At 62.4% G+C, this 19,872-nt stretch carries 25 protein-coding genes; 14 read left to right on the plus strand and 11 right to left on the minus strand.

Features of this window, described 5'->3' with window-relative positions; genetic code table 11:
- Position 1 precedes the first annotated feature (1 nt).
- Genes HBOR_RS05010 through secY form a run of 8 tightly spaced genes read left to right on the plus strand, consistent with a single transcriptional unit; the run spans position 2 to position 5,321 of the window.
- Positions 2-538, plus strand: a complete 537-nt coding sequence (locus tag HBOR_RS05010; protein ID WP_006053855.1) for a 50S ribosomal protein L6 — start codon at positions 2-4, stop codon at positions 536-538.
- On the plus strand, positions 539-1,243 hold the full coding sequence (locus tag HBOR_RS05015) for a 50S ribosomal protein L32e (protein WP_006053856.1): 705 nt from the start codon (positions 539-541) through the stop codon (positions 1,241-1,243).
- The gene (locus tag HBOR_RS05020; protein ID WP_006053857.1) at positions 1,240-1,695 is read left to right on the plus strand and encodes a 50S ribosomal protein L19e; all 456 of its coding nucleotides are present in this window, start codon (positions 1,240-1,242) and stop codon (positions 1,693-1,695) included. The genes HBOR_RS05015 and HBOR_RS05020 overlap by 4 nt, the downstream gene beginning before the upstream one ends.
- Entirely contained in the window at positions 1,695-2,249 is a 555-nt protein-coding gene (locus tag HBOR_RS05025) for a 50S ribosomal protein L18 (RefSeq protein WP_006053858.1), read from the plus strand. Before HBOR_RS05020 ends, HBOR_RS05025 begins: the two co-directional genes overlap by 1 nt.
- The gene (locus HBOR_RS05030) at positions 2,246-2,893 is read left to right on the plus strand and encodes a 30S ribosomal protein S5 (protein WP_006053859.1); all 648 of its coding nucleotides are present in this window, start codon (positions 2,246-2,248) and stop codon (positions 2,891-2,893) included. Before HBOR_RS05025 ends, HBOR_RS05030 begins: the two co-directional genes overlap by 4 nt.
- On the plus strand, positions 2,893-3,357 hold the full coding sequence (locus tag HBOR_RS05035) for a 50S ribosomal protein L30 (protein ID WP_006053860.1): 465 nt from the start codon (positions 2,893-2,895) through the stop codon (positions 3,355-3,357). Before HBOR_RS05030 ends, HBOR_RS05035 begins: the two co-directional genes overlap by 1 nt.
- A complete protein-coding gene (locus HBOR_RS05040; protein ID WP_006053861.1) occupies positions 3,354-3,851 on the plus strand; it encodes an uL15m family ribosomal protein in 498 nt (165 codons plus the stop codon). The genes HBOR_RS05035 and HBOR_RS05040 overlap by 4 nt, the downstream gene beginning before the upstream one ends.
- 3 nt (positions 3,852-3,854) lie before the next feature.
- Positions 3,855-5,321: a preprotein translocase subunit SecY gene (gene secY / locus HBOR_RS05045; protein WP_006053862.1), complete on the plus strand. Its 1,467-nt coding sequence runs from the start codon at positions 3,855-3,857 to the stop codon at positions 5,319-5,321.
- A gap of 266 nt (positions 5,322-5,587) precedes the next feature.
- Here the strand turns inward: secY and HBOR_RS19915 are convergent, their stop codons facing one another.
- The 10 genes from HBOR_RS19915 to HBOR_RS05090 form a co-directional block, all read right to left on the minus strand.
- The gene (locus tag HBOR_RS19915) at positions 5,588-5,734 is read right to left on the minus strand and encodes a YheV family putative zinc ribbon protein (RefSeq protein ID WP_161609400.1); all 147 of its coding nucleotides are present in this window, start codon (positions 5,732-5,734) and stop codon (positions 5,588-5,590) included.
- A 165-nt stretch (positions 5,735-5,899) separates the two neighbouring features.
- Positions 5,900-6,781, minus strand: a complete 882-nt coding sequence (locus HBOR_RS05050; protein ID WP_006053863.1) for a DUF4399 domain-containing protein — start codon at positions 6,779-6,781, stop codon at positions 5,900-5,902.
- 61 nt (positions 6,782-6,842) lie between these two features.
- Entirely contained in the window at positions 6,843-7,595 is a 753-nt protein-coding gene (locus tag HBOR_RS05055) for an SDR family NAD(P)-dependent oxidoreductase (RefSeq protein WP_006053864.1), read from the minus strand.
- Positions 7,592-8,539, minus strand: coding sequence for an ACP S-malonyltransferase (locus tag HBOR_RS05060; RefSeq protein WP_006053865.1), 948 nt, complete (start codon positions 8,537-8,539; stop codon positions 7,592-7,594). The genes HBOR_RS05055 and HBOR_RS05060 overlap by 4 nt, the downstream gene beginning before the upstream one ends.
- Before the next feature lie 14 nt (positions 8,540-8,553).
- Positions 8,554-9,024 (minus strand): holo-ACP synthase, encoded by a 471-nt coding sequence (locus HBOR_RS05065; protein WP_006053866.1) that lies wholly within the window; start codon positions 9,022-9,024, stop codon positions 8,554-8,556.
- Positions 9,025-9,026: 2 nt separating this feature from the next.
- A complete protein-coding gene (locus tag HBOR_RS05070) occupies positions 9,027-10,250 on the minus strand; it encodes a beta-ketoacyl-[acyl-carrier-protein] synthase family protein (RefSeq protein WP_006053867.1) in 1,224 nt (407 codons plus the stop codon).
- Between the two features lies 1 nt (position 10,251).
- Positions 10,252-10,497 (minus strand): acyl carrier protein, encoded by a 246-nt coding sequence (locus HBOR_RS05075; RefSeq protein WP_006053868.1) that lies wholly within the window; start codon positions 10,495-10,497, stop codon positions 10,252-10,254.
- 68 nt (positions 10,498-10,565) lie between these two features.
- The gene (locus HBOR_RS05080) at positions 10,566-11,531 is read right to left on the minus strand and encodes a quinone oxidoreductase family protein (protein WP_006053869.1); all 966 of its coding nucleotides are present in this window, start codon (positions 11,529-11,531) and stop codon (positions 10,566-10,568) included.
- A 2-nt stretch (positions 11,532-11,533) separates the two neighbouring features.
- Positions 11,534-12,382, minus strand: a complete 849-nt coding sequence (locus HBOR_RS05085; protein ID WP_006053870.1) for a ribonucleotide-diphosphate reductase subunit beta — start codon at positions 12,380-12,382, stop codon at positions 11,534-11,536.
- A 60-nt stretch (positions 12,383-12,442) separates the two neighbouring features.
- Positions 12,443-13,210 carry a CBS domain-containing protein gene (locus HBOR_RS05090; protein WP_006053871.1) on the minus strand — a complete coding sequence of 256 codons (768 nt, stop codon included), beginning with the start codon at positions 13,208-13,210 and terminating at the stop codon, positions 12,443-12,445.
- 690 nt (positions 13,211-13,900) lie between these two features.
- Between HBOR_RS05090 and HBOR_RS05095 the strand changes: the two genes are divergently transcribed.
- The 3 genes from HBOR_RS05095 (at position 13,901) to HBOR_RS05105 (ending at position 16,647) form a co-directional block, all read left to right on the plus strand.
- On the plus strand, positions 13,901-14,254 hold the full coding sequence (locus HBOR_RS05095) for a hypothetical protein (protein WP_006053872.1): 354 nt from the start codon (positions 13,901-13,903) through the stop codon (positions 14,252-14,254).
- Entirely contained in the window at positions 14,251-15,225 is a 975-nt protein-coding gene (locus HBOR_RS05100) for an alpha/beta hydrolase (protein WP_006053873.1), read from the plus strand. The genes HBOR_RS05095 and HBOR_RS05100 overlap by 4 nt, the downstream gene beginning before the upstream one ends.
- Positions 15,226-15,303: 78 nt before the next feature.
- Positions 15,304-16,647 carry an ornithine cyclodeaminase, nickel-pincer nucleotide-dependent gene (locus tag HBOR_RS05105; protein WP_006053874.1) on the plus strand — a complete coding sequence of 448 codons (1,344 nt, stop codon included), beginning with the start codon at positions 15,304-15,306 and terminating at the stop codon, positions 16,645-16,647.
- A gap of 10 nt (positions 16,648-16,657) precedes the next feature.
- On the opposite strand, the gene HBOR_RS05110 is transcribed toward HBOR_RS05105, so the two are convergent.
- Positions 16,658-17,062 carry a universal stress protein gene (locus HBOR_RS05110; protein WP_006053875.1) on the minus strand — a complete coding sequence of 135 codons (405 nt, stop codon included), beginning with the start codon at positions 17,060-17,062 and terminating at the stop codon, positions 16,658-16,660.
- Positions 17,063-17,176: 114 nt separating this feature from the next.
- Between HBOR_RS05110 and HBOR_RS05115 the strand changes: the two genes are divergently transcribed.
- The 3 genes from HBOR_RS05115 (at position 17,177) to HBOR_RS05125 (ending at position 19,853) form a co-directional block, all read left to right on the plus strand.
- The gene (locus HBOR_RS05115; RefSeq protein ID WP_006053876.1) at positions 17,177-18,193 is read left to right on the plus strand and encodes a DUF7490 domain-containing protein; all 1,017 of its coding nucleotides are present in this window, start codon (positions 17,177-17,179) and stop codon (positions 18,191-18,193) included.
- Entirely contained in the window at positions 18,190-18,549 is a 360-nt protein-coding gene (locus tag HBOR_RS05120; RefSeq protein WP_006053877.1) for a hypothetical protein, read from the plus strand. The genes HBOR_RS05115 and HBOR_RS05120 overlap by 4 nt, the downstream gene beginning before the upstream one ends.
- A gap of 74 nt (positions 18,550-18,623) precedes the next feature.
- On the plus strand, positions 18,624-19,853 hold the full coding sequence (locus tag HBOR_RS05125) for a PAS domain S-box protein (protein ID WP_006053878.1): 1,230 nt from the start codon (positions 18,624-18,626) through the stop codon (positions 19,851-19,853).
- The last annotated feature ends 19 nt before the right edge of the window (positions 19,854-19,872 follow it).

The following is a 19,872-nucleotide window of genomic DNA, read 5'->3' on the forward strand; positions in this document are numbered from 1 at the left end:
AATGAACCGAGTAGAAATCGACATTCCGGACGACGTCTCTGCCGAGGTCAAGAATCTCGACCTGACCGTCGATGGACCGAACGGGAGCGTTACGAAGACGCTCTGGTATCCCGACATCAGCGTGACCGTCGAAGACGGACAGGTCGTCATCGAATCTGAGGAGACGAACGCGAAAACGAACGCGACTATTGGCACCTTCGAGAGCCACGTAGAGAATATGCTCTACGGCGTCACCGAGGGATGGGAGTACAAGATGGAAGTCTACTACGCCCACTTCCCGATGCAGGTGAACGTGCAGGGTGACGAGGTCGTGATCGAGAACTTCCTCGGCGAGAAGTCGCCGCGACATGCAAAGGTCCGCGGCGACACGGATGTACAGGTCGACGGCGAAGAACTGGTCCTGACCGGCCCCGACAAAGAGGACGTCGGGCAGACCGCAGCCGACATCGAACAACTCACCCGCGTGAAGGACAAGGACACGCGCGTCTTCCAAGACGGCGTCTACATCACGCAGAAGCCGCAGACAGGAGGAGCCTAAATGTCCGACGAAGAAATCCAAGAACTGGAAGACATCAGCGGTGTCGGCCCCTCGAAAGCTGACGCACTCAGCGAGGCGGGTTACGAGTCGGTCGAAGACGTGAAGGCCGCAAACCAGTCTGAGCTTGCGGACGTCTCCGGCATCGGTAACGCCCTCGCAGCGCGTATCAAAGCCGACGTCGGCGGCCTCGAAGTCTCAGAAGAGACCGAGGCCGAAGTCGAAGAGGAAACCGACGAGGAAGAAGCAGTCGAAGAGGACGTTGAGACGGAACTCCGTCCCCGCGGCCTCGCCGACAAGACGCCGGAACTCGACGACGAGACGGCTGCCGCCCTTACGCAGAAACACCGAGAGGGCAAGCCGCAGTTCAACCGGCAAGACTACCACAAGAAAAAGCGGACGCCTACCTCGTGGCGCAAGCCCCGCGGCAACCTCTCGAAGCAGCGCCGCGGTATCAAGGGCAAGGGCGACACGGTTGAGGCGGGCTTCCGCTCGCCGAAGGCCGCCCGCGGACTCCACCCGTCCGGCTTCGAGGAAGTCCACGTCCACAACGTGGACGACCTCGAAGGCGTTGACGGCGACACGGAGGCCGTTCGAATCGCCTCCTCGGTCGGTGCTCGCAAGCGCGAGCGCATCGAGGAAGCGGCAGAGGACCGCGAAATTCGCGTTCTCAACCCCACCTACGTTGAAGTGGAGGTGGACGAATGACCGACCTGAAAGCACAACGACGAATGGCCGCTGACGTCCTCGACGTCGGGAAGAACCGAGTCTGGTTCGACCCTGAGGCACAAAGCGACATCGCGGAAGCCATCACGCGCGAAGACATCCGCGAACTCGTTGACGACGGCACGATCCGTGCCGAAGACGCCAAGGGTAACTCGAAGGGCCGTGCCCGCGAACGCGCCGAGAAGCGTTCCTACGGCCACCGCAAAGGACCCGGTTCCCGCAAGGGGAAGTCCGGCGGTCGGAAGAACTCGAAGGACGAATGGATCAGCCGAATCCGCGCACAGCGTCGTCGCCTGAAGGAACTGCGCGACGACGGACCACTGACGCCGACGCAGTACCGTGAACTGTACAACAAGGCGTCTGGTGGCGAATTCGATAGCGTGGACCGGCTCGAAGCATACATCACGAACAACTACGACGTGGAGATAGAATAATGGCGACAGGACCACGCTACAAGGTGCCGATGCGCCGTCGCCGTGAGGTTCGGACGGACTACCATCAGAGGTTGCGCCTGCTGAAATCGGGTAAACCCCGGCTCGTTGCTCGCGTGAGCAACAAGCACGTCAGGGCGCAGCTGGCTTCCCCTGGACCGAACGGAGACAACACTCACGCGGCCGCCTCCTCGGAGGATCTCGCAGAGTACGGCTGGGAAGCCCCGACGGGCAACCTCCCCAGCGCGTACCTGACGGGGTACCTCGCCGGGAAGCGGGCGCTCGAAGCCGGCCTCGAAGAGGCCGTCCTCGACATCGGCCTGAACACGGCGACGCCCGGTAACAAGGTGTTCGCAGTTCAGGAAGGAGCGATAGACGCTGGCCTCGAAATCCCGCACAACGAAGACGTACTGGCCGAGTGGCCGCGTAACCGCGGCGAACACATCGCCGAGTACGCTGAGCAGCTCGACGAGCCGCTCTACAGCGGTGATTTCGACGCCACGAAACTGCCAGAGCACTTCGACGAAGTGCTTGAGCAACTTCAGGAGGACGCATGAGCCAACGCAACAGCAACGGCTGGGAACCGCGGACGCGGCTCGGCCGAATGGTACAGGAGGGCGACGTCACCTCGATGGAGCAGGCGCTGGAGACCGGACTTCCGCTCAAGGAAGCCGAAATCGTCGATCAGCTCCTGCCCGGTCTCGAAGACGAGGTGCTCGACATCAACATGGTTCAGCGCATGACCGACTCCGGTCGGCGTGTGAAGTTCCGTTGTGTCGTCGCCATCGGGAACCGCGACGGGTTCCTCGGCTACGCCGAGGCCCGAGACGACCAGGTCGGCTCGGCCATTCAGAAGGCCATCGACGTGGCGAAGCTGAACATCATCAAGGTTGACCGCGGCTCCGGTTCGTGGGAAGACTCTGCTGGTGGCCTGAACTCTCTGACGCGCAAGGCGGAAGGGAAAGCTGGCTCCGTGACGGTGGAAATCATGCCCGCACCGCAGGGCCTCGGCCTCGCGGCGGCAGAGACCGTCCGGAACATCCTCGAACTGGCCGGCGTGCAGGACGCGTGGACCCGCTCGAACGGGAACACGCGCACGACGGTCAACCTCGCCAAAGGGACGTACAACGCGCTGAAGAACGCCTCGCAGTCGCGCACCCCGCGACGCGCACGTGAGAAACAGCGGGAGGCGGGTAACTGATGCAAGCAGTCGTTCAACTTCGCGGCGACGTGAACATGAGCGAAGCGACGCACGACACGCTGAAGATGCTCAACATCCACAGCGTGAACCACTGCGCCCTCGTCCCCGAGTCGGACACCTACCGTGGAATGATCACGAAGGTCAACGACTACGTCGCGCACGGTGAGCCGAGCGTTGACGTGGTCGAGACGCTGCTCCGAACCCGTGCAGAACCCGAAGAGGGTTCCGACACGGTCGATGCCGAGTGGCTCGAAGCGAACACCGACTACGACGACGTGACCGCGCTCGCGGAAGCGCTCATCGACGAGGAGACGACGCTGCGCGAGCAGGGTCTCTCGCCGGTGCTGCGCCTGCACCCGCCACGCGGCGGACACAAAGGGCAGAAGCACGTCACGAAAGAAGGCGGTCAGCTCGGCAAACACACGACCGAGCAGATCGACGACCTCCTGGAGGATATGCGATGACCTCGAAGAAACGACGACAGCGTGGATCCCGCACGCACGGTGGCGGTACGCACAAGAACCGGCGCGGTGCCGGTCACCGCGGTGGCCGCGGCCGCGCGGGACGCGACAAGCACGAGTATCACAACTACGAACCGATCGGGAAGCACGGCTTCAAGCGCCCCGAGGACGCGAAAGATACCGTCGTCGAAGTGAAGGTTCAGAAGCTCGACGAGGACGCCGCACTCCTTGCAGCTGACGACCTCGCTGAGAAAGACGGTGACGCATACCAGATCGACGCACGTGACGTGGCCGAGGACGGCTACGAGGCGGACGTCGTGAAGGTGCTTGGTGGCGGACAGGTTCGTCAGGAACTGCACGTCGTCGCCGACGCGTTCACGGCCGGTGCCGTCGAACTCCTCGAAGGAGCTGGCGGCAGTGCCGATCTCTCGGAGCGTGCCGAAGAGGCACAAGCCGAAGAAGATAACACGGACGACGAGGAAGACTCCGAGGAGTAACCAATGGGATGGAAGGAGGCCGCCGAACCAGTGCTGACGCGGATGCCAGCAGTCGCCAGACCGGAGGGACACGTTCCGTTCCGCCGGAAGCTGGGTTGGACTGCCGGGATCCTCGTGATGTATTTCTTCCTGACGAACGTGACGATGTTCGGCCTGCAGACGCAGGGTCCGGGTGGGGACTTCTACGGACAGTTCCGTAGTATTCTCGCCGGACAGCAAGGGTCGATACTCCAACTGGGTATCGGTCCCATCGTCACGGCGAGCATTGTCCTCCAACTGCTCGGCGGGGCCGACCTGCTCGGCCTAGACACCGACGACCCGCGTGATCAGATCCTCTACCAAGGGCTGCAGAAGCTTCTGGTGGTCGTGATGATCTGTCTCACCGGGCTTCCGATGGTATTCGCTGGGGGATTCTTACCCGCAGACCAGCAGGTCGCGCAGTCGCTCGGCGTCGGCGTCGGTGGTGTCAAAACCATCATCTTCGCACAGATGTTCGTCGGCGGCATCCTCATCCTGTTCATGGACGAGATCGTGAGCAAGTGGGGCGTCGGTTCCGGTGTCGGTCTGTTCATTATCGCGGGAGTCAGCCAGCAGCTCGTCGCCGGGCTGTTCAGCTGGCAGGCTCTTGGCGGTACGTCCGGGTTCTTCCCGACGTGGTTCGGCATCATCACCGGCGCGGCCGAAATCGGCTCGCCGCTCTCGCCGGGCGGCCTGTCCGACATCTTCCTCGGACAGGGGCAGTTGCTCGCGCTCTTGACGACGTTGTTCATCTTCGGCATCGTCGTCTACGCTGAAAGCGTGCGCATCGAAGTTCCGCTCTCCCACTCGCGTGTGAAGGGCGCCCGCGGTCGCTTCCCAGTGAAGCTCATCTACGCGAGCGTCCTGCCGATGATCCTCGTCCGCGCACTGCAGGCCAACATCCAGTTCCTCGGGCAGATCCTGAACAACTGGACCGGCCTTCCGGCGTGGCTCGGAACCTACAGCGACGGAGCGGTCACCGGGGGCCTGTTCTACTACCTCGCACCGATCCAGTCGCGCGCCGACTGGATGTGGTTCCTGGGGTACACCTCGCAGGATCCCGCGCAGATCCTCCTGCGCGTCCTCATCGACCTGGCGTTCATGATCGTCGGTGGCGCTGTCTTCGCCATCTTCTGGGTCGAGACGACGGGAATGGGTCCCGAGTCCACCGCAGAGCAGATACAAAACTCCGGGATGCAGATCCCCGGCTTCCGACGGAACCCGCAAATCATCGAGCAAGTGATGGAACGGTACATCCCGCAGGTGACGGTTATCGGCGGTGCACTCGTCGGACTGCTCGCAGTCATGGCGAACATGCTCGGCACCATCGGCTCCGTCTCCGGAACGGGACTGCTGCTGACGGTCTCCATTACGTACAAACTGTACGAGGAGATCGCAGAAGAGCAGTTGATGGAGATGCACCCGATGATGCGCCAGATGTTCGGAGAGTAATCCCGAATATCTGCGGCCTGACGGCCAAGCATTCGACCGAATTCATTTTTCAGAACACGCTGACAGCCATCCGGGGAGCGGCGGCACTGCAGTCATCGGAAGCGTGATGCTACGTCTCGTCACCAGTGACCGAAGAACGGGCCGTTGCTATCGTTGGCATCATGATCTAACGGCCGTGATATCGTTGCAACTGCGATGCTGTCGTCACGACCTCTCGTGTATCAGACTGCCCTCGGAAATCTGTACCAGTGGTCGGCCAGACACCATTAGTACACCTCAGCGTCGTCGTCATCTAATCGTGAATGTGGGGTCTCGAATCCGCAAGTGGCACAGATGAATAGATCAATCGTCGCGCTCGCGTGCGTATCTGTGGACCCGCATTTGGGACAGTTCGCGTCGGCCGGGTCGTACATGTCTTAACATTCACAATCACGTACTATATCAGTTGGCCCGCAACTGGCTACATCTCAAGCTCGACGAGAGCGTAATACTAGGCTTCTCACCTCCAGTATCCTCACTCCAGCAGAGAGCCCACAAGGAAAACGACACGTTGGTGATGTCGCTACGTGTTGTGGCTGCTATTCGGTCGTGACCGTCGTATGGGTATGAACCATCGTCGCACGATGTGTGCCCGTCCCGACTTGGAAATGAATAGTGTGGTCGCCCGGTTCGTACTCGTCACCCAACTGTTCTGCGAGGTCGATTCGTCCGCTGGTCGATCCGTCACCGAAGTGCATGTGGCGTGCGTCGGTCGGGATCACCTCGCCGACTGGAACGTGGTCGGTATCGATGAGCGCGTGGAGATGCCCGGCGTTCGAGTTGATGCCTTCACTAACCGGTTGAATAGTGTAGTTCTCGGCGGTGACATCCCACTCGACGACACTGCCATCGACGGTCGTATCGAGACTGAGGCTGGCCTCGTCACGAACCGTTACCTCGACGGTATCAACCAGATCGATCGCTTTGTGCACGCCGTCGCCGACCTGCAGATGGAGCGTGTGGTCGCCCGGTTCGAGTTCGAGAACACCGTCCGTCTGACCGGTTCCGTAGTGGATGTGCGAGTCGTCTGTGGGAATTATTTCACCCGGCGTGACGGGGTCGGTGTCAACGAGGATGTGGTAGTGGCCAGCGCCTTCGATTACTTCACCGGCTTTCTCGATCGTGACGCCGTCCGCAGTGGCCTTCCATTGCACGTACGTACTGGTGAGTTCCGCATCCGAGGACGGCACAGCAAACGAGATGCTAGCGTCGGGGCCGACGCCGTTCATGTACGTCTCGGATTCAGTCGTCGTCGCCTCCTGCGTCTCGGTCGGCGTCGCTTGTTCTTCCGTCGTCGTCCCTTCGGTTTCGGTCTCGGTTCCTCCCGACTGGTTTCCGCTACAACCGGCGAGACCGACAGCGACTGCGCTTGAAATCGTTCCGACGAACGCCCGTCTGGAAGTGTTATTATAAAGACACATTCTCGTGTGTACTCCTCGCCGAGGAGCGAACTATAATATTACGGCTTTGAACTGTTATGGCTCACAACACAAGTCCATCGTCAACGCGCACGACCTCGCCGTTGACGTAGGATGCGGCGTCGCTGGCCAAAAAGCGGATTACGTCCGCGATTTCCTCGGGTGTGGCAACGCGGCCGCTTGCGGTATCCGTCTCGACGGCCGATTCGTGACCCGATGAGGATGCCAGCAAATCGGTGTCGGTGTATCCGGGAGCGACGGCGTTGACGCGGATGTCTTTTCCGCCGAGTTCGCGGGCCGCCGAACGAGTGAGTCCGAGGACGCCGGCCTTGCTCGCGGCGTAATTCGATTGGCCGGCCCACCCACGCTGGGCGGCGACGCTCGCAACGTTGACGATGCGACCGCCTCGGTCATCGCACCGCAGCATCTGTTTCGCTGCTTCTCGCGTGCAGTAGAACGTGCCCGTGAGATTCACGTCGATGACGCGCTGCCACCGTTCGGGCGTCATCCGGAGTAACAGACCGTTGTCCATCACTCCGGCGTTGTTCACGAGAATCGTCGGGTGACCGTACCGCTCGGTAACGGTCTCGAAAGTCGCCGCTACCGCGTCGAAGTCGGCGACATCAAACTGTTCGACTGCGGTTTCGGTGGGGAGCGCGGCCAACGCGGCGGCAGTTTGCTCTGCGGCCTCGTCATCGTCGTGATAGGTTGCGACGACGGTCGCCCCCCGTTCGGCGAGTTGCTCTGCTACTGCACGGCCGATGCCTCGCGTTCCGCCTGTGACGACTGCGACCTCGCCGTCGAAGTCGTCGGTCACGCAAACACCTCCTGAGCGTTCGCGGGCGTTTCGAGTGTGAGACAGTCGGCGTCCGGCGCGATTCGTTCGACGAGCGTCGATAGCACCCCGGCCGGCGGGAACTCGACGAATCGCTCGATGCCCTGTGCGCGAAGTTCTTCGACGACACGGACCCAGTCAACTGCCGACGTAATCTGGTTCGACAGGTCTCGACGGGCGACGCTCGGCTTCGTGTACACTTCGCCGCTCACGTCGGAGACGACCGGAATATCGGCTTCGCGGAGCGTCACGTCGGCCATCGCCGTTTCGACACAATCGACAGCCGACGCCATCACCGGTGAGTGGAACGCCGCACCGACATCGAGTTCGTGGAAGCGAACCGTCGTCCGCTCGTCGAGTCGCTCCTCCACCGCTTTCACTCCCGCAGTGGTGCCGCTGATGACGGCCTGCTTCGGTGCGTTGTACAGGGCGATACCGACATCCTCCCGGCAGGCACACGCTTTTTCGACCTCGTCTCGGGTAGCCAGGAGGACAGCAATCATCGTTCCCGGGCCATCAGCCGCGGCCGCCTGCTCCATGCAGTTCCCCCGCTGGTGCGTGAGTTTGGCCGTCTCGGCAGGGGATATCGCCCCCGCAGCCCCCAGCGCGGTAAAGTGGCCGAGACTGTGGCCGGCGACGAGCGTCGGTTCGACATCGAAACGAGCGGTGACGCCCTCGTAGACCGCGAGACCGGTCGCCAGTAACACCGGTTGGGTGATACTCGGCTGTTGTAGCTTCTCTGTTGTTCCTTCGAAGCACAACTCCGTGAGGTCGATATCAAGCGCGGAATCGAGACGGTCGAACAGCGCACGCGTCTCGGGCCAGTCGTCGTAGAACGCTCGTCCCATACCGACGGTTTGGCTTCCCTGTCCGGGGAAGAGGAACGCTGTTCCGTCGAGCGTGGATGGTGAATGTTCGGTCGTCATTGTGGTGGTGTGAATCAAATACGGCGATTAGTGGTTCGTCTCGCTGTACCGACGACAGTCACCGATCCGATGGCGTATCCTGCGGTCTGATCGTGGGTCAGACTGACTGCGATGTCGGCAGTCTCGGGCTGGACGTCGCATGCGTCAAGTGTCGCATCGAGCGCGTCGGATGCGACGGGAGCCAGTGACAGTCGAGGGCCGTCGGGTCGGCGGTCGATTTCGATGGCGGCGGTCGGGACACCGGGTGAGGAACCGGCCAGCGTCTTCAGGAATGCTTCTTTGGCTGCCCAGCGGGCGGCGTAGTGCTGCGGTGGGTCGCCCTGCGCCTCGCAGTAGGCCTGCTCGGCCGGAGTGAATACTCGGCCGCGGAACGAATCGCCGAACTCCGCAAGAAGGTCGGCAATGCGGTCGATAGCCACCACATCGACGCCGTGTCTAACTGTGGGGCCAGTGTTTCGAGCGACGTCGGGCGCTTCGTCGGACATGGTCACGGCTGCTCGAAGACGAGTGCGCCGTTCGTTCCGCCGAACCCGGCCGACGTGCTGACAGCGACGTCAACGTCCATCGCTCGGGCTTCGGCGACGACCGGCAGATCACAGTCTGAATCGGATGTCTCGTAGTTCATCGTCGGCGGAATCGTTCCCTCGGCAATCGTCTGTGCGACGATAGCGGCTTCGATAGCACCGGCGGCCCCGAGTGCGTGTCCGAGGTGGCCCTTGACGCTCGTGGTTGGCGGCACATCCGTCTCCGAGAACACCGTATTGAGGGCTTCGGCCTCACGCGCGTCGCCAATCGGTGTGCTCGTCGCGTGCGCGTTAACGTGATCTACGGCGGCCGGGTCTCTGCCAGCGTCCTTCAGCGCTCGCTCGATACATCGGCGGAGCCCATCTCCCGACTCGGCCGGGCGCGTGACGTGGTGTGCGTCAGCAGATCGGCCTGCACCGGTCACGGCCGCATACGGGGTCGCGTCACGCTCACGAGCGTGGTCGCGCGATTCCAGGATGACAATACCGCAGCCCTCCGCGAGAACCAACCCGTCTCGGTCGGCGTCGAACGGGCGACTCGCCGCGGCAGGGTCGGCAGCGCGAGTGCTGAGCGCCCGCATTGAGTCGAAACTCCCGACGCCGAGCGGCGAGATTGAGGCCTCAGTTCCGCCGGCGATGACGACATCGGCGCGTCCGCGCCGAATATCGTCGGCTGCGGCCGCGATGGCGTGGGTGCCCGCCGAACACGCCGTTCCGGGTGCGCGGTTCGGTCCCTTCGCGCCGACAGCCATACTGACGTGCCCGGCCGCGAGGTTCGTCAACGCGCGTACGAGGAACGACGGGGAGGGACGAGAACCGGCCGCGGCTTCGATCTCCGAAAGTCCAGCCAGTCCGGAGCCGATGCTGGTTCCCGCGCGTTCCGGTGTCCACGCGGGATCGACGGGATCGAATCCGGCGTCTTCGAGCGCCTCGGCAGCGGCGGCGACGGCGAACTGCGTGTACCGCCCCATCGTTCGGTCGTCAATGCGGTCGTCGGACGTGTCGGCCGCTGGGTCCGTTCCGATCTCGCATGCGACGTTGGCGCGTACGTTGGCCTCGTCGGGATCAAACCGCGTTATCGGACCCGCGCCGCTCCGCTCGTCGAGCAGTCCCGCCCACGTGCTGTCGGCTGTCTCTCCGAGCGCGGTCACCAGACCGATGCCTGTCACGACGACGTCCCGTTCCATGTTAGGTCCGCTCGGTGACGTACGCCGTCAGGTCGCCGACCGTCTCTAGCTCTTCGAGGTCCTCGTCGGGGATGTGGACGCCGACGTCGGCTTCGATGGCCTCGGCGATTTCGACGAGGTCCAGCGAATCGGCATCGAGCGTTTCGCCGTCGAACGGTGTCTCGGCGTCGAAATCGCCAGTATCGACGCGCAATCGCTCTTCGACGATGCCTTCGATGTGGTCCGTGGTATCTTGGCTATCGGCCATGTGCTGCGGTTCGCTGTCTGTTGTAAAAATTGCCCGGTTTCCGTAAGTCTGCGGTAGCTATCACGTTCTCAGGGCGTCAGGACCACTTTTCCGACTGTCTCGCGGTTGGCGAGGGCGTCGTGAGCCTGCTGTGGCTCCGAAAGCGGAACCGTTCGATCAACGACGACTTCGACCTGACCGGACGCGAGATGGTCGATCACGGACGGCACAGCTTCGAGTACGCGTTCTGGGACATGGTCGAGCGCGTGTTCGAGATGGTAGCCGATGACGGATTGATTCGCAAAGAACAGTCGCGGTGTCGCCACAGTCGGCACTGAGCCGCTCGCCATCCCGAACGTCACGATTCGACCGACTGGCGCGAGTGCCTCGACGCTGGCAGCGAACGCGTTGCCGCCGACGCCGTCAACGACCAAATCGACACCATCGGTTCGGGACAGGACCGCGTCCGCCACGTCAACGTCCGTGTAGTCGATGGCGTGATCGGCACCGAGGTCTCTGGTGAGTTCACGCTTTTCGGCGGTACTGGCGGTGGCGAGTACGGTCGCTCCGGCGGCGTCTGCGAACTGGACGGCGAGTGAACCGACGCCCCCTGCTCCAGCATGGACCAATACTCGCTCATCCGGTGACAGGTTGCCCCACTCGTGGAGGACGTTGTGGGCGGTCAACCCTTGGACCGGCAGCGCGGTCGCCGCAGCCCATGAGAGCGATTCCGGGATCCGGAACGTCTGTTCGGCTGGTGCGGTCGCGCGTTCTGCGTACCCCCCGCTCGACGTGAGTGCGGCAACCCGGTCACCGACCGCAAGGTCGCTCCCGGCTGGAGCGGTCCTGACAGTTCCAGCAACCTCCAATCCGGGGACGAACGGTGGCGACGGGCTATCGGGGTAATTGCCTCTGCGTTGCTCGATGTCGGCGAAGTTGACGCCGACGGCCGCGACATCGATGCTGACCTCGCCCTCACTCGGTGTCGGCGCTGGTCGGTCCGTTATCGTCAGAACGGAACTGTCTCCGTATTCGGTGACTTCGACGGCGCGCACGGTCAGTTCACCGTCCCATGCTCGGACTCGGCTCCACGAGAGAGTTGCGCCAGTCGGTCACGTCGCTTCCGAACTGCGAACGCGGTGAGGTCGTCGCTGTCGGGACCGGGGAGGCGTCTCCAACCCATTCGCTCGACAACGGCATCGACCGGTTCTGCGAGCGTCTCGACCGTTTCCTCGACGAACGACCGCTCGACTGCTGTACGCTGGAGGAGTTCAGCGAGTTGATTCATGCCGTACCCGACGTGCCGTCCCTCGTCCTGCCGAACGTGACTGATTCCCTCGACAAGGCCCGGAAGTGACGGTCCGTCCGTCTCCGGGTCGAACGTCGCCTCGATGGCGTGAAACCCGGTCTGACCGAAGACGCCTTCGACCGTCAGGTGGTAGTGGCAGTACGCGTTGGCGCGGTTGGTTGGCGTATCGTCGTCGAGGAGTTGGTTCATCGCCGTTTCCGTCCGATTGAATATCTCCTCGTAGGCGGCAGTGAACCATCGGTCGGCCGTCGGATCGGTCGGGTCCAATCCGCGGGCGTCTTCCGCCGGTCTGATGACGTCTTTCCAGTAGCGCTCGAAGAAGGCGGCATGCTTGGCCTCCTCGTAGATGTGGCTGGCGACGAATCGTTGGTCGGTTTTGTTCGTCGTAGTTGCGGCCAGCGGAACCAGATCTTCGGTCACGTTCTCCTCGCCCGCGCCGAACATTGCAATCGTCGCGCGTAACTGTGTAAACGCGCTCCGGCCGAGGTCGGAAATCGCCGCTCGGTCGGCAGCCAAGTCTATCTCGTATGGACTCCAATGGCGCTCGGTCGCGTGCCTGAAGTATCGCTCTGCTCGCCCCCGATTCTCCGCAGACATATCCGCTCTGTTGGACGCTCCGGTGAATAAGACTGGCCGTTCCACTCGCTCAGCAGAGCGTCAAACGTAGTCGTTGACTGCCACGTCCGCAAGCGAGTCGAGACCGCCGAGGCGGGCGCTGCGTCGAAGGCCGAGTTCGCCGACTTCGTCCGGGGAGATGCTGAGCGCGTAGGCGTCCACTCGTTCAACGTTGAGTCGCAGGGCGGCGAGGGCACGGTGATGTCCGTCTACGAGGACAGTCTCCGGGCCGTAATCGACGACGATGAGCGGTTCTGCGAGTCCGTTCTTGAGTTCGTACGTCCGGCCTTCGAGTTCGTCGGCGAACACTTCCTGTTGCGTCGGAATGAGCGACGAGACGGCCACGTTTCGCTCGGTGACACCGACGGCGGTGGCGTGCGTCTGTTCGAGCATCTCGCGCGTCCGCTCGACTTTCGACCGCGTCGTCCGTTGTATCTGGCTCCGGACGGCGTCGCCGTTCGAGAACGTACCGAGCAGTTCCCCTGCGTCGTTCACGACGGGGAGAAACTGCTGGCCGCTCCGGAGTATCGCGTGCGCGGCGTCCGTTACCGACGTGTCTGGACCGACGACAACGAGTTCACGACGCATCACCGTCTCGACGGGAGCATCGTCTGACACCGCTAACAGGTCGCTCGCGCCGACGTATCCGAGCACCGTCCGCTCGCCATCGCACACCGGAAGACCGCCGTCGTTTGTCGCTCCGGCGAGCGTTTCGACCACGTCCGCCACCCGGTCGTCCGGACGGGCGACCTCCACGTCGGTCGCCATGTACGCACCGACGCGAACGTCATCGAACTCAATCGGCGTCATTGGCTGGTCGTCGTGCTTCGGGTAGGTATAGTTCACCCTTGAGTCACATTCTGTCGCAGGCAGAGACGATAGCCGCGAGTACTTACCAATTGCATCTAGTGAAAATCACGTCATCACTCGGAGTTGTTGAATGGTCTAAATATCCATCAACCGGTGAGTTCAGCCTCCAATAGCCAATATCAAATTTAGTATTTGGCTACGAAGTTTTATATTTCAGTTTATCTCATCTGAGATCGTCGGCGCGTGGGCGCGGTCCCCCGAAGCCCGCCCGGCGGGCCGACGTGTGCGGCCGCTCCGTATTGACGGATGCCGTCACACTCACACACCATCCACCAACGCCACACGAACCCAATCGCCATATCGGCTTTACCGACAGGTCGTCGTAACGGACGACGACTATCGAACGGTGGGGCTCCCCCCGAGGGCCTCACCGTCTCTCGGCCGGCCTGCCGGGTTCCACCCACTCCCGGTCTGGTTGCCATGCGGTCGCGTTGGGACTGCCTACCCCCAACGCGGACCACCGTTCGGCCGACTCGTCGCGTGAGTCGGTATCTGTCGCGCCTCGGCGTGACCCACCCCCGATGGGTCCGCCACTACCGGCGCGACGGCGTTTGGTTTCTCTCTTCGAATCTACTTTCTAAGACGTGTCCCGCGGCAAACGTTTAGCCACTCGCCTCGGTAGAGGTGGGTATGAACGACGCCATCACGGGCATGGAGGGCGACCTCCGGAGTAACGGAATCAGCGTCGAGTCCCTCCGGGTGGGTGAGGAGACGGTGACGGTAGCGTACCTCACGGCGTTCCCTGACGTACACGTGAATCACGCCGAGATTGGTCGCGTCCTCACGACGCTCATCGACAGAGCGGAAGCGGGCGAGTGGGATCCGATTCGCGTCGAAGCGACCGTTCTCCGCCACGAGAACGACGTGCAGGGAACGTGGCACGCCGAGGCGGCGTGGTTCCACCAGTATCTCGACTACGAGTTGAGTGACGAGGATTTCTCCGAGTTAGTGTTACAGACGCTCGATGAGGAGGTATCGGCGTGACGCGACCGTCCGGTCGCGGCGAGTGGGAGCGGGCAAAGGAGTCCGAACACGGCAACTTGCAGGGAGACAACCGGCCGTCCAGAGAGTCGTTTTCGAAGGTGACGATGGGGTTCGACAGCGGCGACGAGCGGTGTTCAGGGTGGCTCTACCGCCCCGACAGACCTGCTGAACCGCCCGTGGTCGTCATGGCTGGCGGCCTCGCCGGCGACCGGTCGTTCGGCCTGCCGAACTACGCCGAACGGCTGGCCGAAGCGGGATACGCCGTCTTTCTCTTCGATTACCGCAATCACGGAGACAGCGGTGGCGACCCGCGAAACCTCGTCTCGCCGTCGCGCCAGCGAGCCGATTGGGAGGCGGCTATCGAAGGCGTCCGCACGAGGGACGGGTTGGATACCTCGAATTTGGTTCTCTGGGGCACCGACCTCGGCGGCGGGCACGTCCTCGATGTCGCTGCGGACGACCCCCGCGTGCGCGCTGTCGTCTCGCAGACGCCGATCCGCTCTGGGCGAGCGTTTCTGACGACTCGGGGATATGGCTTCCTCGCCAAAACCGTCTTTTCAGGCATCCGCGACCGTCTCCAGTCATTCGCGGTCGGTCCGTACACCGTCCCCATCGCAGGCAATCCCGAGGAGTTCGCTCTCGTCTCGACGCCGGGTGCGCGCCGCGGCTATCTGGATACAGTCCCGTCGGACGCCCAGTGGACCAACGAGACGCCCGCGCGGTCACTGCTGAATCTGGCGCGATTCTCAGCGGGAAGCGACCTCGACAGCGTCACCTGTCCGGTTTTGCTCTTCGGCGGGACGCGTGACGATGTGGTACCCATCGAGTCGGTAGCCGACGCTGCCGATGAGATCTCGGATGCGACGTTCGTCAGCCTCCCTGTCGGGCATTTCGACACCTACGAGGGATCGGGACTCGACCACGTGATCGGACACGCCGTCGCCTTCCTCGACGCCGAACTGGACAACTGAACCGAGTTCGGTGTCAAAAGTCAGTCATTCCCTCGATAGGGCGTGACATTCTTGGTCTATCCCCGCACACCTTCAACAATGACTGCAATCCGGACCGTCGAACTGGAGGGCCACATCATCGACTCGGGGACGTTGCAACAAGCGTTCGGCCTCGTGATGGACCTCGGAGGCGACTTCGAGGTCGAGGAGTTCAACGTTGGGAGGTCGAAAACCGACACGTCGTACTGCCGGATGGACGTGACGGCGGAGACAGAAGACGACTTACAGGAGATTCTGCACGAACTACACCAGATCGGTGCGAATCTCACCGACGCGGTCGATGCGCACGTCGAACGCGCGCCCGCAGACCAAGTTGTCCCACACGGTTTCTACTCGACGACCAACCACCCGACGAAAGTGAGATACGAGGGCGAGTGGGTCGAGGTGGACGACATCGAGATGGACTGCGCCATCGTGATCAAGGAAACTGAGGACGGCACTCGCGCGTACACGAAGGTGCTAAACGCTATCGAGAAGGGCGACCTCGTCGTGACCGACGAGGCGGGCATCCACGTGGACCCGCCCGAACGTCCCCGCGACTCGTCGGGACCGTTCGGATTCATGCAGGGCGGCGTCTCCTCGGAGCGCCCTTCCGAATCGCTCATCGAGGAAGTGGCCGAAGCAGTCGAGGAGACGAAATCACAGGGCGGAAAGGTCCTCGTCGTCGCTGGACCGGCGCTCATCCACGCGGGCGCGGGCGACGACTTAGCGCGTCTCGTCCGCGAGGGGTACGTGGACATGATTTCGGCCGGCAACGGCTTCGCCACGCACGATATCGAACGCGGTCTCTACGGCACTTCACTCGGGATGGATATGGAGACGATGGAACACCCACGAAAAGGCCACAAACACCATATCTACACCATAAGCGAGGTCATCCGCGCGGGCGGCATCGCGGAAGCCGTCGAGGAGGGTCTCATCCAGAGCGGTATCATGTACGAGTGCGTCCAGAACGACGTTCCGTACGTCCTTGCGGGATCGATCCGTGACGACGGTCCGCTGCCGGATACCATCACCGACGCGGTGGAGGCACAGGGAGCGATCCGCGAGCAGGCCCACAAGGCCGATATGGTGTTGATGCTCTCGACGCTTCTGCACTCTGTCGCCGTCGGTAACTGCCTGCCCTCGACGACGAAAGTCGTCTGCGTGGACATCAACCCTGCAACGGTCACGCAACTGCTCGACCGCGGGAGTTCGCAAGCTATCGGGATGGTGACCGATATCGGAACGTTCGTCCCGACGCTCGCCGATAAAGTGCTGGGAGAAAACACCGCCACGGACGGCGGTGAGGACGACGCGGACGGAAATCGAGATACCGGCAGCCACCGAGGCGACGGACACGGGGACGGCGGTTCACCCGGCGGCCACTGTCCCGGCCGGTAATCGACGGTCGTCAGTCCACCCGTTCGAGGGGTACGACCGCCATCGGAACGTTCGAGTTGAGCAGAATCCGCTGTGCCGTACTTCCGAAGACGACTTTTGCGGTCGGGTTACGCTTGCGGACGCCGATGACGAGTTCGTCGGCGTCAACTTCCTCGACGTAGGAGAGAATGTCCTCGTCGGCGTCGTTACCGCGGACGAACTGGTGCGTCTCCACGTCGGCAAACCCGCCAAGCCGGGAGTCGACGACGTTGAGTGCGTCCTCGCCGTCGCGCACGTCCTCGCTCGTCGTATCGTCGCCGCCGGGAAGGGAGTTCACGGCGTGAACGATATCGTTCGCTCCCAAGCGCGGCAAGAGGTAATCGCAGAGGACGGCACTCGTATCGACGTGGTTCGTTGCCAGAACATACGTTGTCATACCTCACGACGCGTCGTCGGATGGTAAAAATCCACCCCTTCGAACGGGGGGACAAAATGACATCAGAACAACATCAACACAAAGCCTATGCCGAATTACTGATTCTGGACTGATATGGACCGCGACACCGCCCTCGCCGGAGCCGCTGTCGGGGTGACCGTTCTCACTCTTATCGCCGTCGTGATAGTACCGGGTGTACTCGCGGACCCGACTGAGGACGGTCCAGTTAGCCCCGGTCCCACTGACATTTCCGAAACGAGTATCAGCTACGACGAGTCGGCGGTTCGCGGTGAGACAGTGACACTGGGCGTGGAGACGCGCGTTCGGCACAGCGGGAATCCAACACCGAATGTGACGCTGTTAGTTCGGGCCGTAGACGCCGAGTCTGGACTCGTGAAGACGACACAGACCGTCGAAGTTGGAACGCTTCGGGACGATGGAGAGACGGCCGTCCCGACGAACGTAACGGTCGAACGCGCCGGCGGATACCACATCGAGACGGTCCTGTTTCAGGACAACAGGCGCGTGGACCGGGCGGCAAAGACCGTCCGCGGGTTGGAGGCGCTGACACCGACGTACGCGCGCACGCCAGTCGTGTTCAGCGACCGAGCGGCACTCCCACCGCTCTCGGTCTCAGTGAGCGACACCGCGTCGAACCGGACGACGTTGGACCTCGCGGCGTCGCTGACGAACACGGGCGACGCACCCTCCGGGGACCTCGCGGTGACGTTCGTCCTTCGACAGGCCGACTCGAACGTGGTCGCCGCACGGACGACAAGTAGCGTCGGCGAAATTAGACCGGGTCGAACCGCAACGACGACCGCGACGGCGACGGTACCGTCGGGCTACAACTACTACCTCGACGCCGTGTTGACGCGAGACGGCGTCGTGGTAGACACCGCCCGCACGGCAGCCAACCTTGACCCGACGAGGCGAATCTCCGTCAACGAGACGGAGCAAGCGGTTGAGTTCCGCGTGGAGGATTTCGAGATGGACGACACTGAGAACGCCGGCGGACAGCAAACGGAGGCACCGGAGGGGACGGCGACTTCGCAACCCGGATTTGGCGTCGCAGTTGCAGTCGTCGCTCTCCTCGCGGCGGCGCTTTTAGTACGGAGGCAACACCGATGACCGACGAAACTGAGCCGACGGCGGCAGAGACGGCGAATCGACCGACGGACGACCGGACTCGAGCGGATGACCGAACCCGAGCGAGTGAGCCGGACGACAGCGGCGACAGCACCGTCAGCCGGCTGGTCACGGTGTTGAACTACGCGATTCTCGGTGGATTGCTTCTCCTCGCGGTGATCGCAGCGGTTCAACTGTATCTGTCCGTCTCCCGAACCGTCACCACGTTCGTCGTCTACGAGTACCGTGCGCCAGTGTTGGCGGCGTTCAATCTCGTCGTCTTCCTCATCGCCGCACTCGGCATCTCGGTGCAAGTGCGCCGCCTCACTGCTTCAGAAGCCGACGACGCCGACACCTGAGGCGACGAGCGAACACCGACGAACTCCCCGGATAGTAGGGCTATTTGTATCTTCGAAATTTAGGGTTGCCTAAAATGAAGCGACATACAGAACAGTTCGTCGGTGCGCTGTTTCGAGTTCTCGCAGACGAGGGTCACGACGAGGTACAGAAGCGGCTTTTGGAGTCGTACCATTCGAAGGCGTCTATCGACCGAGACGAACTCGCAGCGAACATGTTCTCCGAACTCGTCACAGTTCTCCATCAACATCTCGACACCCGTGACGAAATCGACGTTCTCACGACTGCAACGCGGCATCTTCTCAATCGCTTCTCGACAGTCATCGGTGTTGTACCCGTGGCCATTGTTGTGGTCGATGCTGCCGGCCAAGTCCAGTTGTGGAACGAGGGTGCAGAGCGAACGTTCGGATGGTCGGAGTCGGAGATACTCACGCAGTCGTACTTGGAAACGCTTTCTCCACCGACGGACCTCGCGGAGACGGTTCGTGGCCGACTCGAAGCAGGTGAGCGACTCGATGGGGTCGAAACCCGGCACCAGCACCAAGACGGGTCGATACTCGACGTTCGGTTGTGGGCGGCACCGCTCAGTCACCGCGAGAGCGGGTTCGGCGGTGCGGCGTTCGTCGTCAGCGACATCACCGAACAGAAACAGCGCGAGCAACGCCTCGCCGTGCTCAACCGTGTGTTGCGGCACAATATCCGCAACGACGTGAACGTCGTGCAGGGGCACCTCGACATGCTGATCGACTCGCTTCCGGAGAACGACGAACACGCCGATGTGATACAGCGGCGACTCACGAACATCATCGAACTGAGCGACGCAGCACGGTACGTCGAGCAGTTACAGAGCGATGGAATGAGAAGTTTCGCAACGCTGGACCTCGGGGCACTCCTCCGTACTCGTCTCGACCGGTTGGATAGCGAGTATCCCAACGCCGAGATTCACGCAACGATGCCCGAGTCGCTGCGCGTCGCCGCACACGAACTCCTGCCGTACGCACTCGACAACATTCTCGAAAACGCGCTCAAGCACAACGATTCGGGTGTCCCGCACGTCACGGTCGATGTGCAGACCGAAGACGACGACCGTCGGACGATCCGTATCGAAGACGACGGTCCCGGACTCCCCGAGACCGAACGGGAGGTGCTGACGACGAGAACGGAGACGCCGTTGACACACAGCGCCGGGATGGGGTTGTGGCTGGCGAGTTGGATTCTCCGTCATTCCGGCGGTGACCTCACCGTCGAAGACGGTCAGTCCGGTGGCACGCGTGTGACGATTCAGTTGAACGCACCGCCCCAGTGAGAGGTACAATGAAGAGACT

This window comes from Halogeometricum borinquense DSM 11551, assembly GCF_000172995.2.
GTDB classification, from domain to species: domain Archaea; phylum Halobacteriota; class Halobacteria; order Halobacteriales; family Haloferacaceae; genus Halogeometricum; species Halogeometricum borinquense.

Coding starts and splice junctions, on each gene's coding strand:
- HBOR_RS05010 (WP_006053855.1), top strand. CDS start 2: ATGAACCGAGTAGAAATCGACATTCCGGACGACGTCTCTGCCGAGGTC.
- HBOR_RS05015 (WP_006053856.1), top strand. CDS start 539: ATGTCCGACGAAGAAATCCAAGAACTGGAAGACATCAGCGGTGTCGGC.
- HBOR_RS05020 (WP_006053857.1), top strand. CDS start 1,240: ATGACCGACCTGAAAGCACAACGACGAATGGCCGCTGACGTCCTCGAC.
- HBOR_RS05025 (WP_006053858.1), top strand. CDS start 1,695: ATGGCGACAGGACCACGCTACAAGGTGCCGATGCGCCGTCGCCGTGAG.
- HBOR_RS05030 (WP_006053859.1), top strand. CDS start 2,246: ATGAGCCAACGCAACAGCAACGGCTGGGAACCGCGGACGCGGCTCGGC.
- HBOR_RS05035 (WP_006053860.1), top strand. CDS start 2,893: ATGCAAGCAGTCGTTCAACTTCGCGGCGACGTGAACATGAGCGAAGCG.
- HBOR_RS05040 (WP_006053861.1), top strand. CDS start 3,354: ATGACCTCGAAGAAACGACGACAGCGTGGATCCCGCACGCACGGTGGC.
- secY (WP_006053862.1), top strand. CDS start 3,855: ATGGGATGGAAGGAGGCCGCCGAACCAGTGCTGACGCGGATGCCAGCA.
- HBOR_RS19915 (WP_161609400.1), bottom strand. CDS start 5,734: ATGTACGACCCGGCCGACGCGAACTGTCCCAAATGCGGGTCCACAGAT.
- HBOR_RS05050 (WP_006053863.1), bottom strand. CDS start 6,781: ATGTGTCTTTATAATAACACTTCCAGACGGGCGTTCGTCGGAACGATT.
- HBOR_RS05060 (WP_006053865.1), bottom strand. CDS start 8,539: ATGACGACCGAACATTCACCATCCACGCTCGACGGAACAGCGTTCCTC.
- HBOR_RS05065 (WP_006053866.1), bottom strand. CDS start 9,024: ATGTCCGACGAAGCGCCCGACGTCGCTCGAAACACTGGCCCCACAGTT.
- HBOR_RS05070 (WP_006053867.1), bottom strand. CDS start 10,250: ATGGAACGGGACGTCGTCGTGACAGGCATCGGTCTGGTGACCGCGCTC.
- HBOR_RS05075 (WP_006053868.1), bottom strand. CDS start 10,497: ATGGCCGATAGCCAAGATACCACGGACCACATCGAAGGCATCGTCGAA.
- HBOR_RS05085 (WP_006053870.1), bottom strand. CDS start 12,382: ATGTCTGCGGAGAATCGGGGGCGAGCAGAGCGATACTTCAGGCACGCG.
- HBOR_RS05090 (WP_006053871.1), bottom strand. CDS start 13,210: ATGACGCCGATTGAGTTCGATGACGTTCGCGTCGGTGCGTACATGGCG.
- HBOR_RS05095 (WP_006053872.1), top strand. CDS start 13,901: ATGAACGACGCCATCACGGGCATGGAGGGCGACCTCCGGAGTAACGGA.
- HBOR_RS05105 (WP_006053874.1), top strand. CDS start 15,304: ATGACTGCAATCCGGACCGTCGAACTGGAGGGCCACATCATCGACTCG.
- HBOR_RS05110 (WP_006053875.1), bottom strand. CDS start 17,062: ATGACAACGTATGTTCTGGCAACGAACCACGTCGATACGAGTGCCGTC.
- HBOR_RS05115 (WP_006053876.1), top strand. CDS start 17,177: ATGGACCGCGACACCGCCCTCGCCGGAGCCGCTGTCGGGGTGACCGTT.
- HBOR_RS05120 (WP_006053877.1), top strand. CDS start 18,190: ATGACCGACGAAACTGAGCCGACGGCGGCAGAGACGGCGAATCGACCG.
- HBOR_RS05125 (WP_006053878.1), top strand. CDS start 18,624: ATGAAGCGACATACAGAACAGTTCGTCGGTGCGCTGTTTCGAGTTCTC.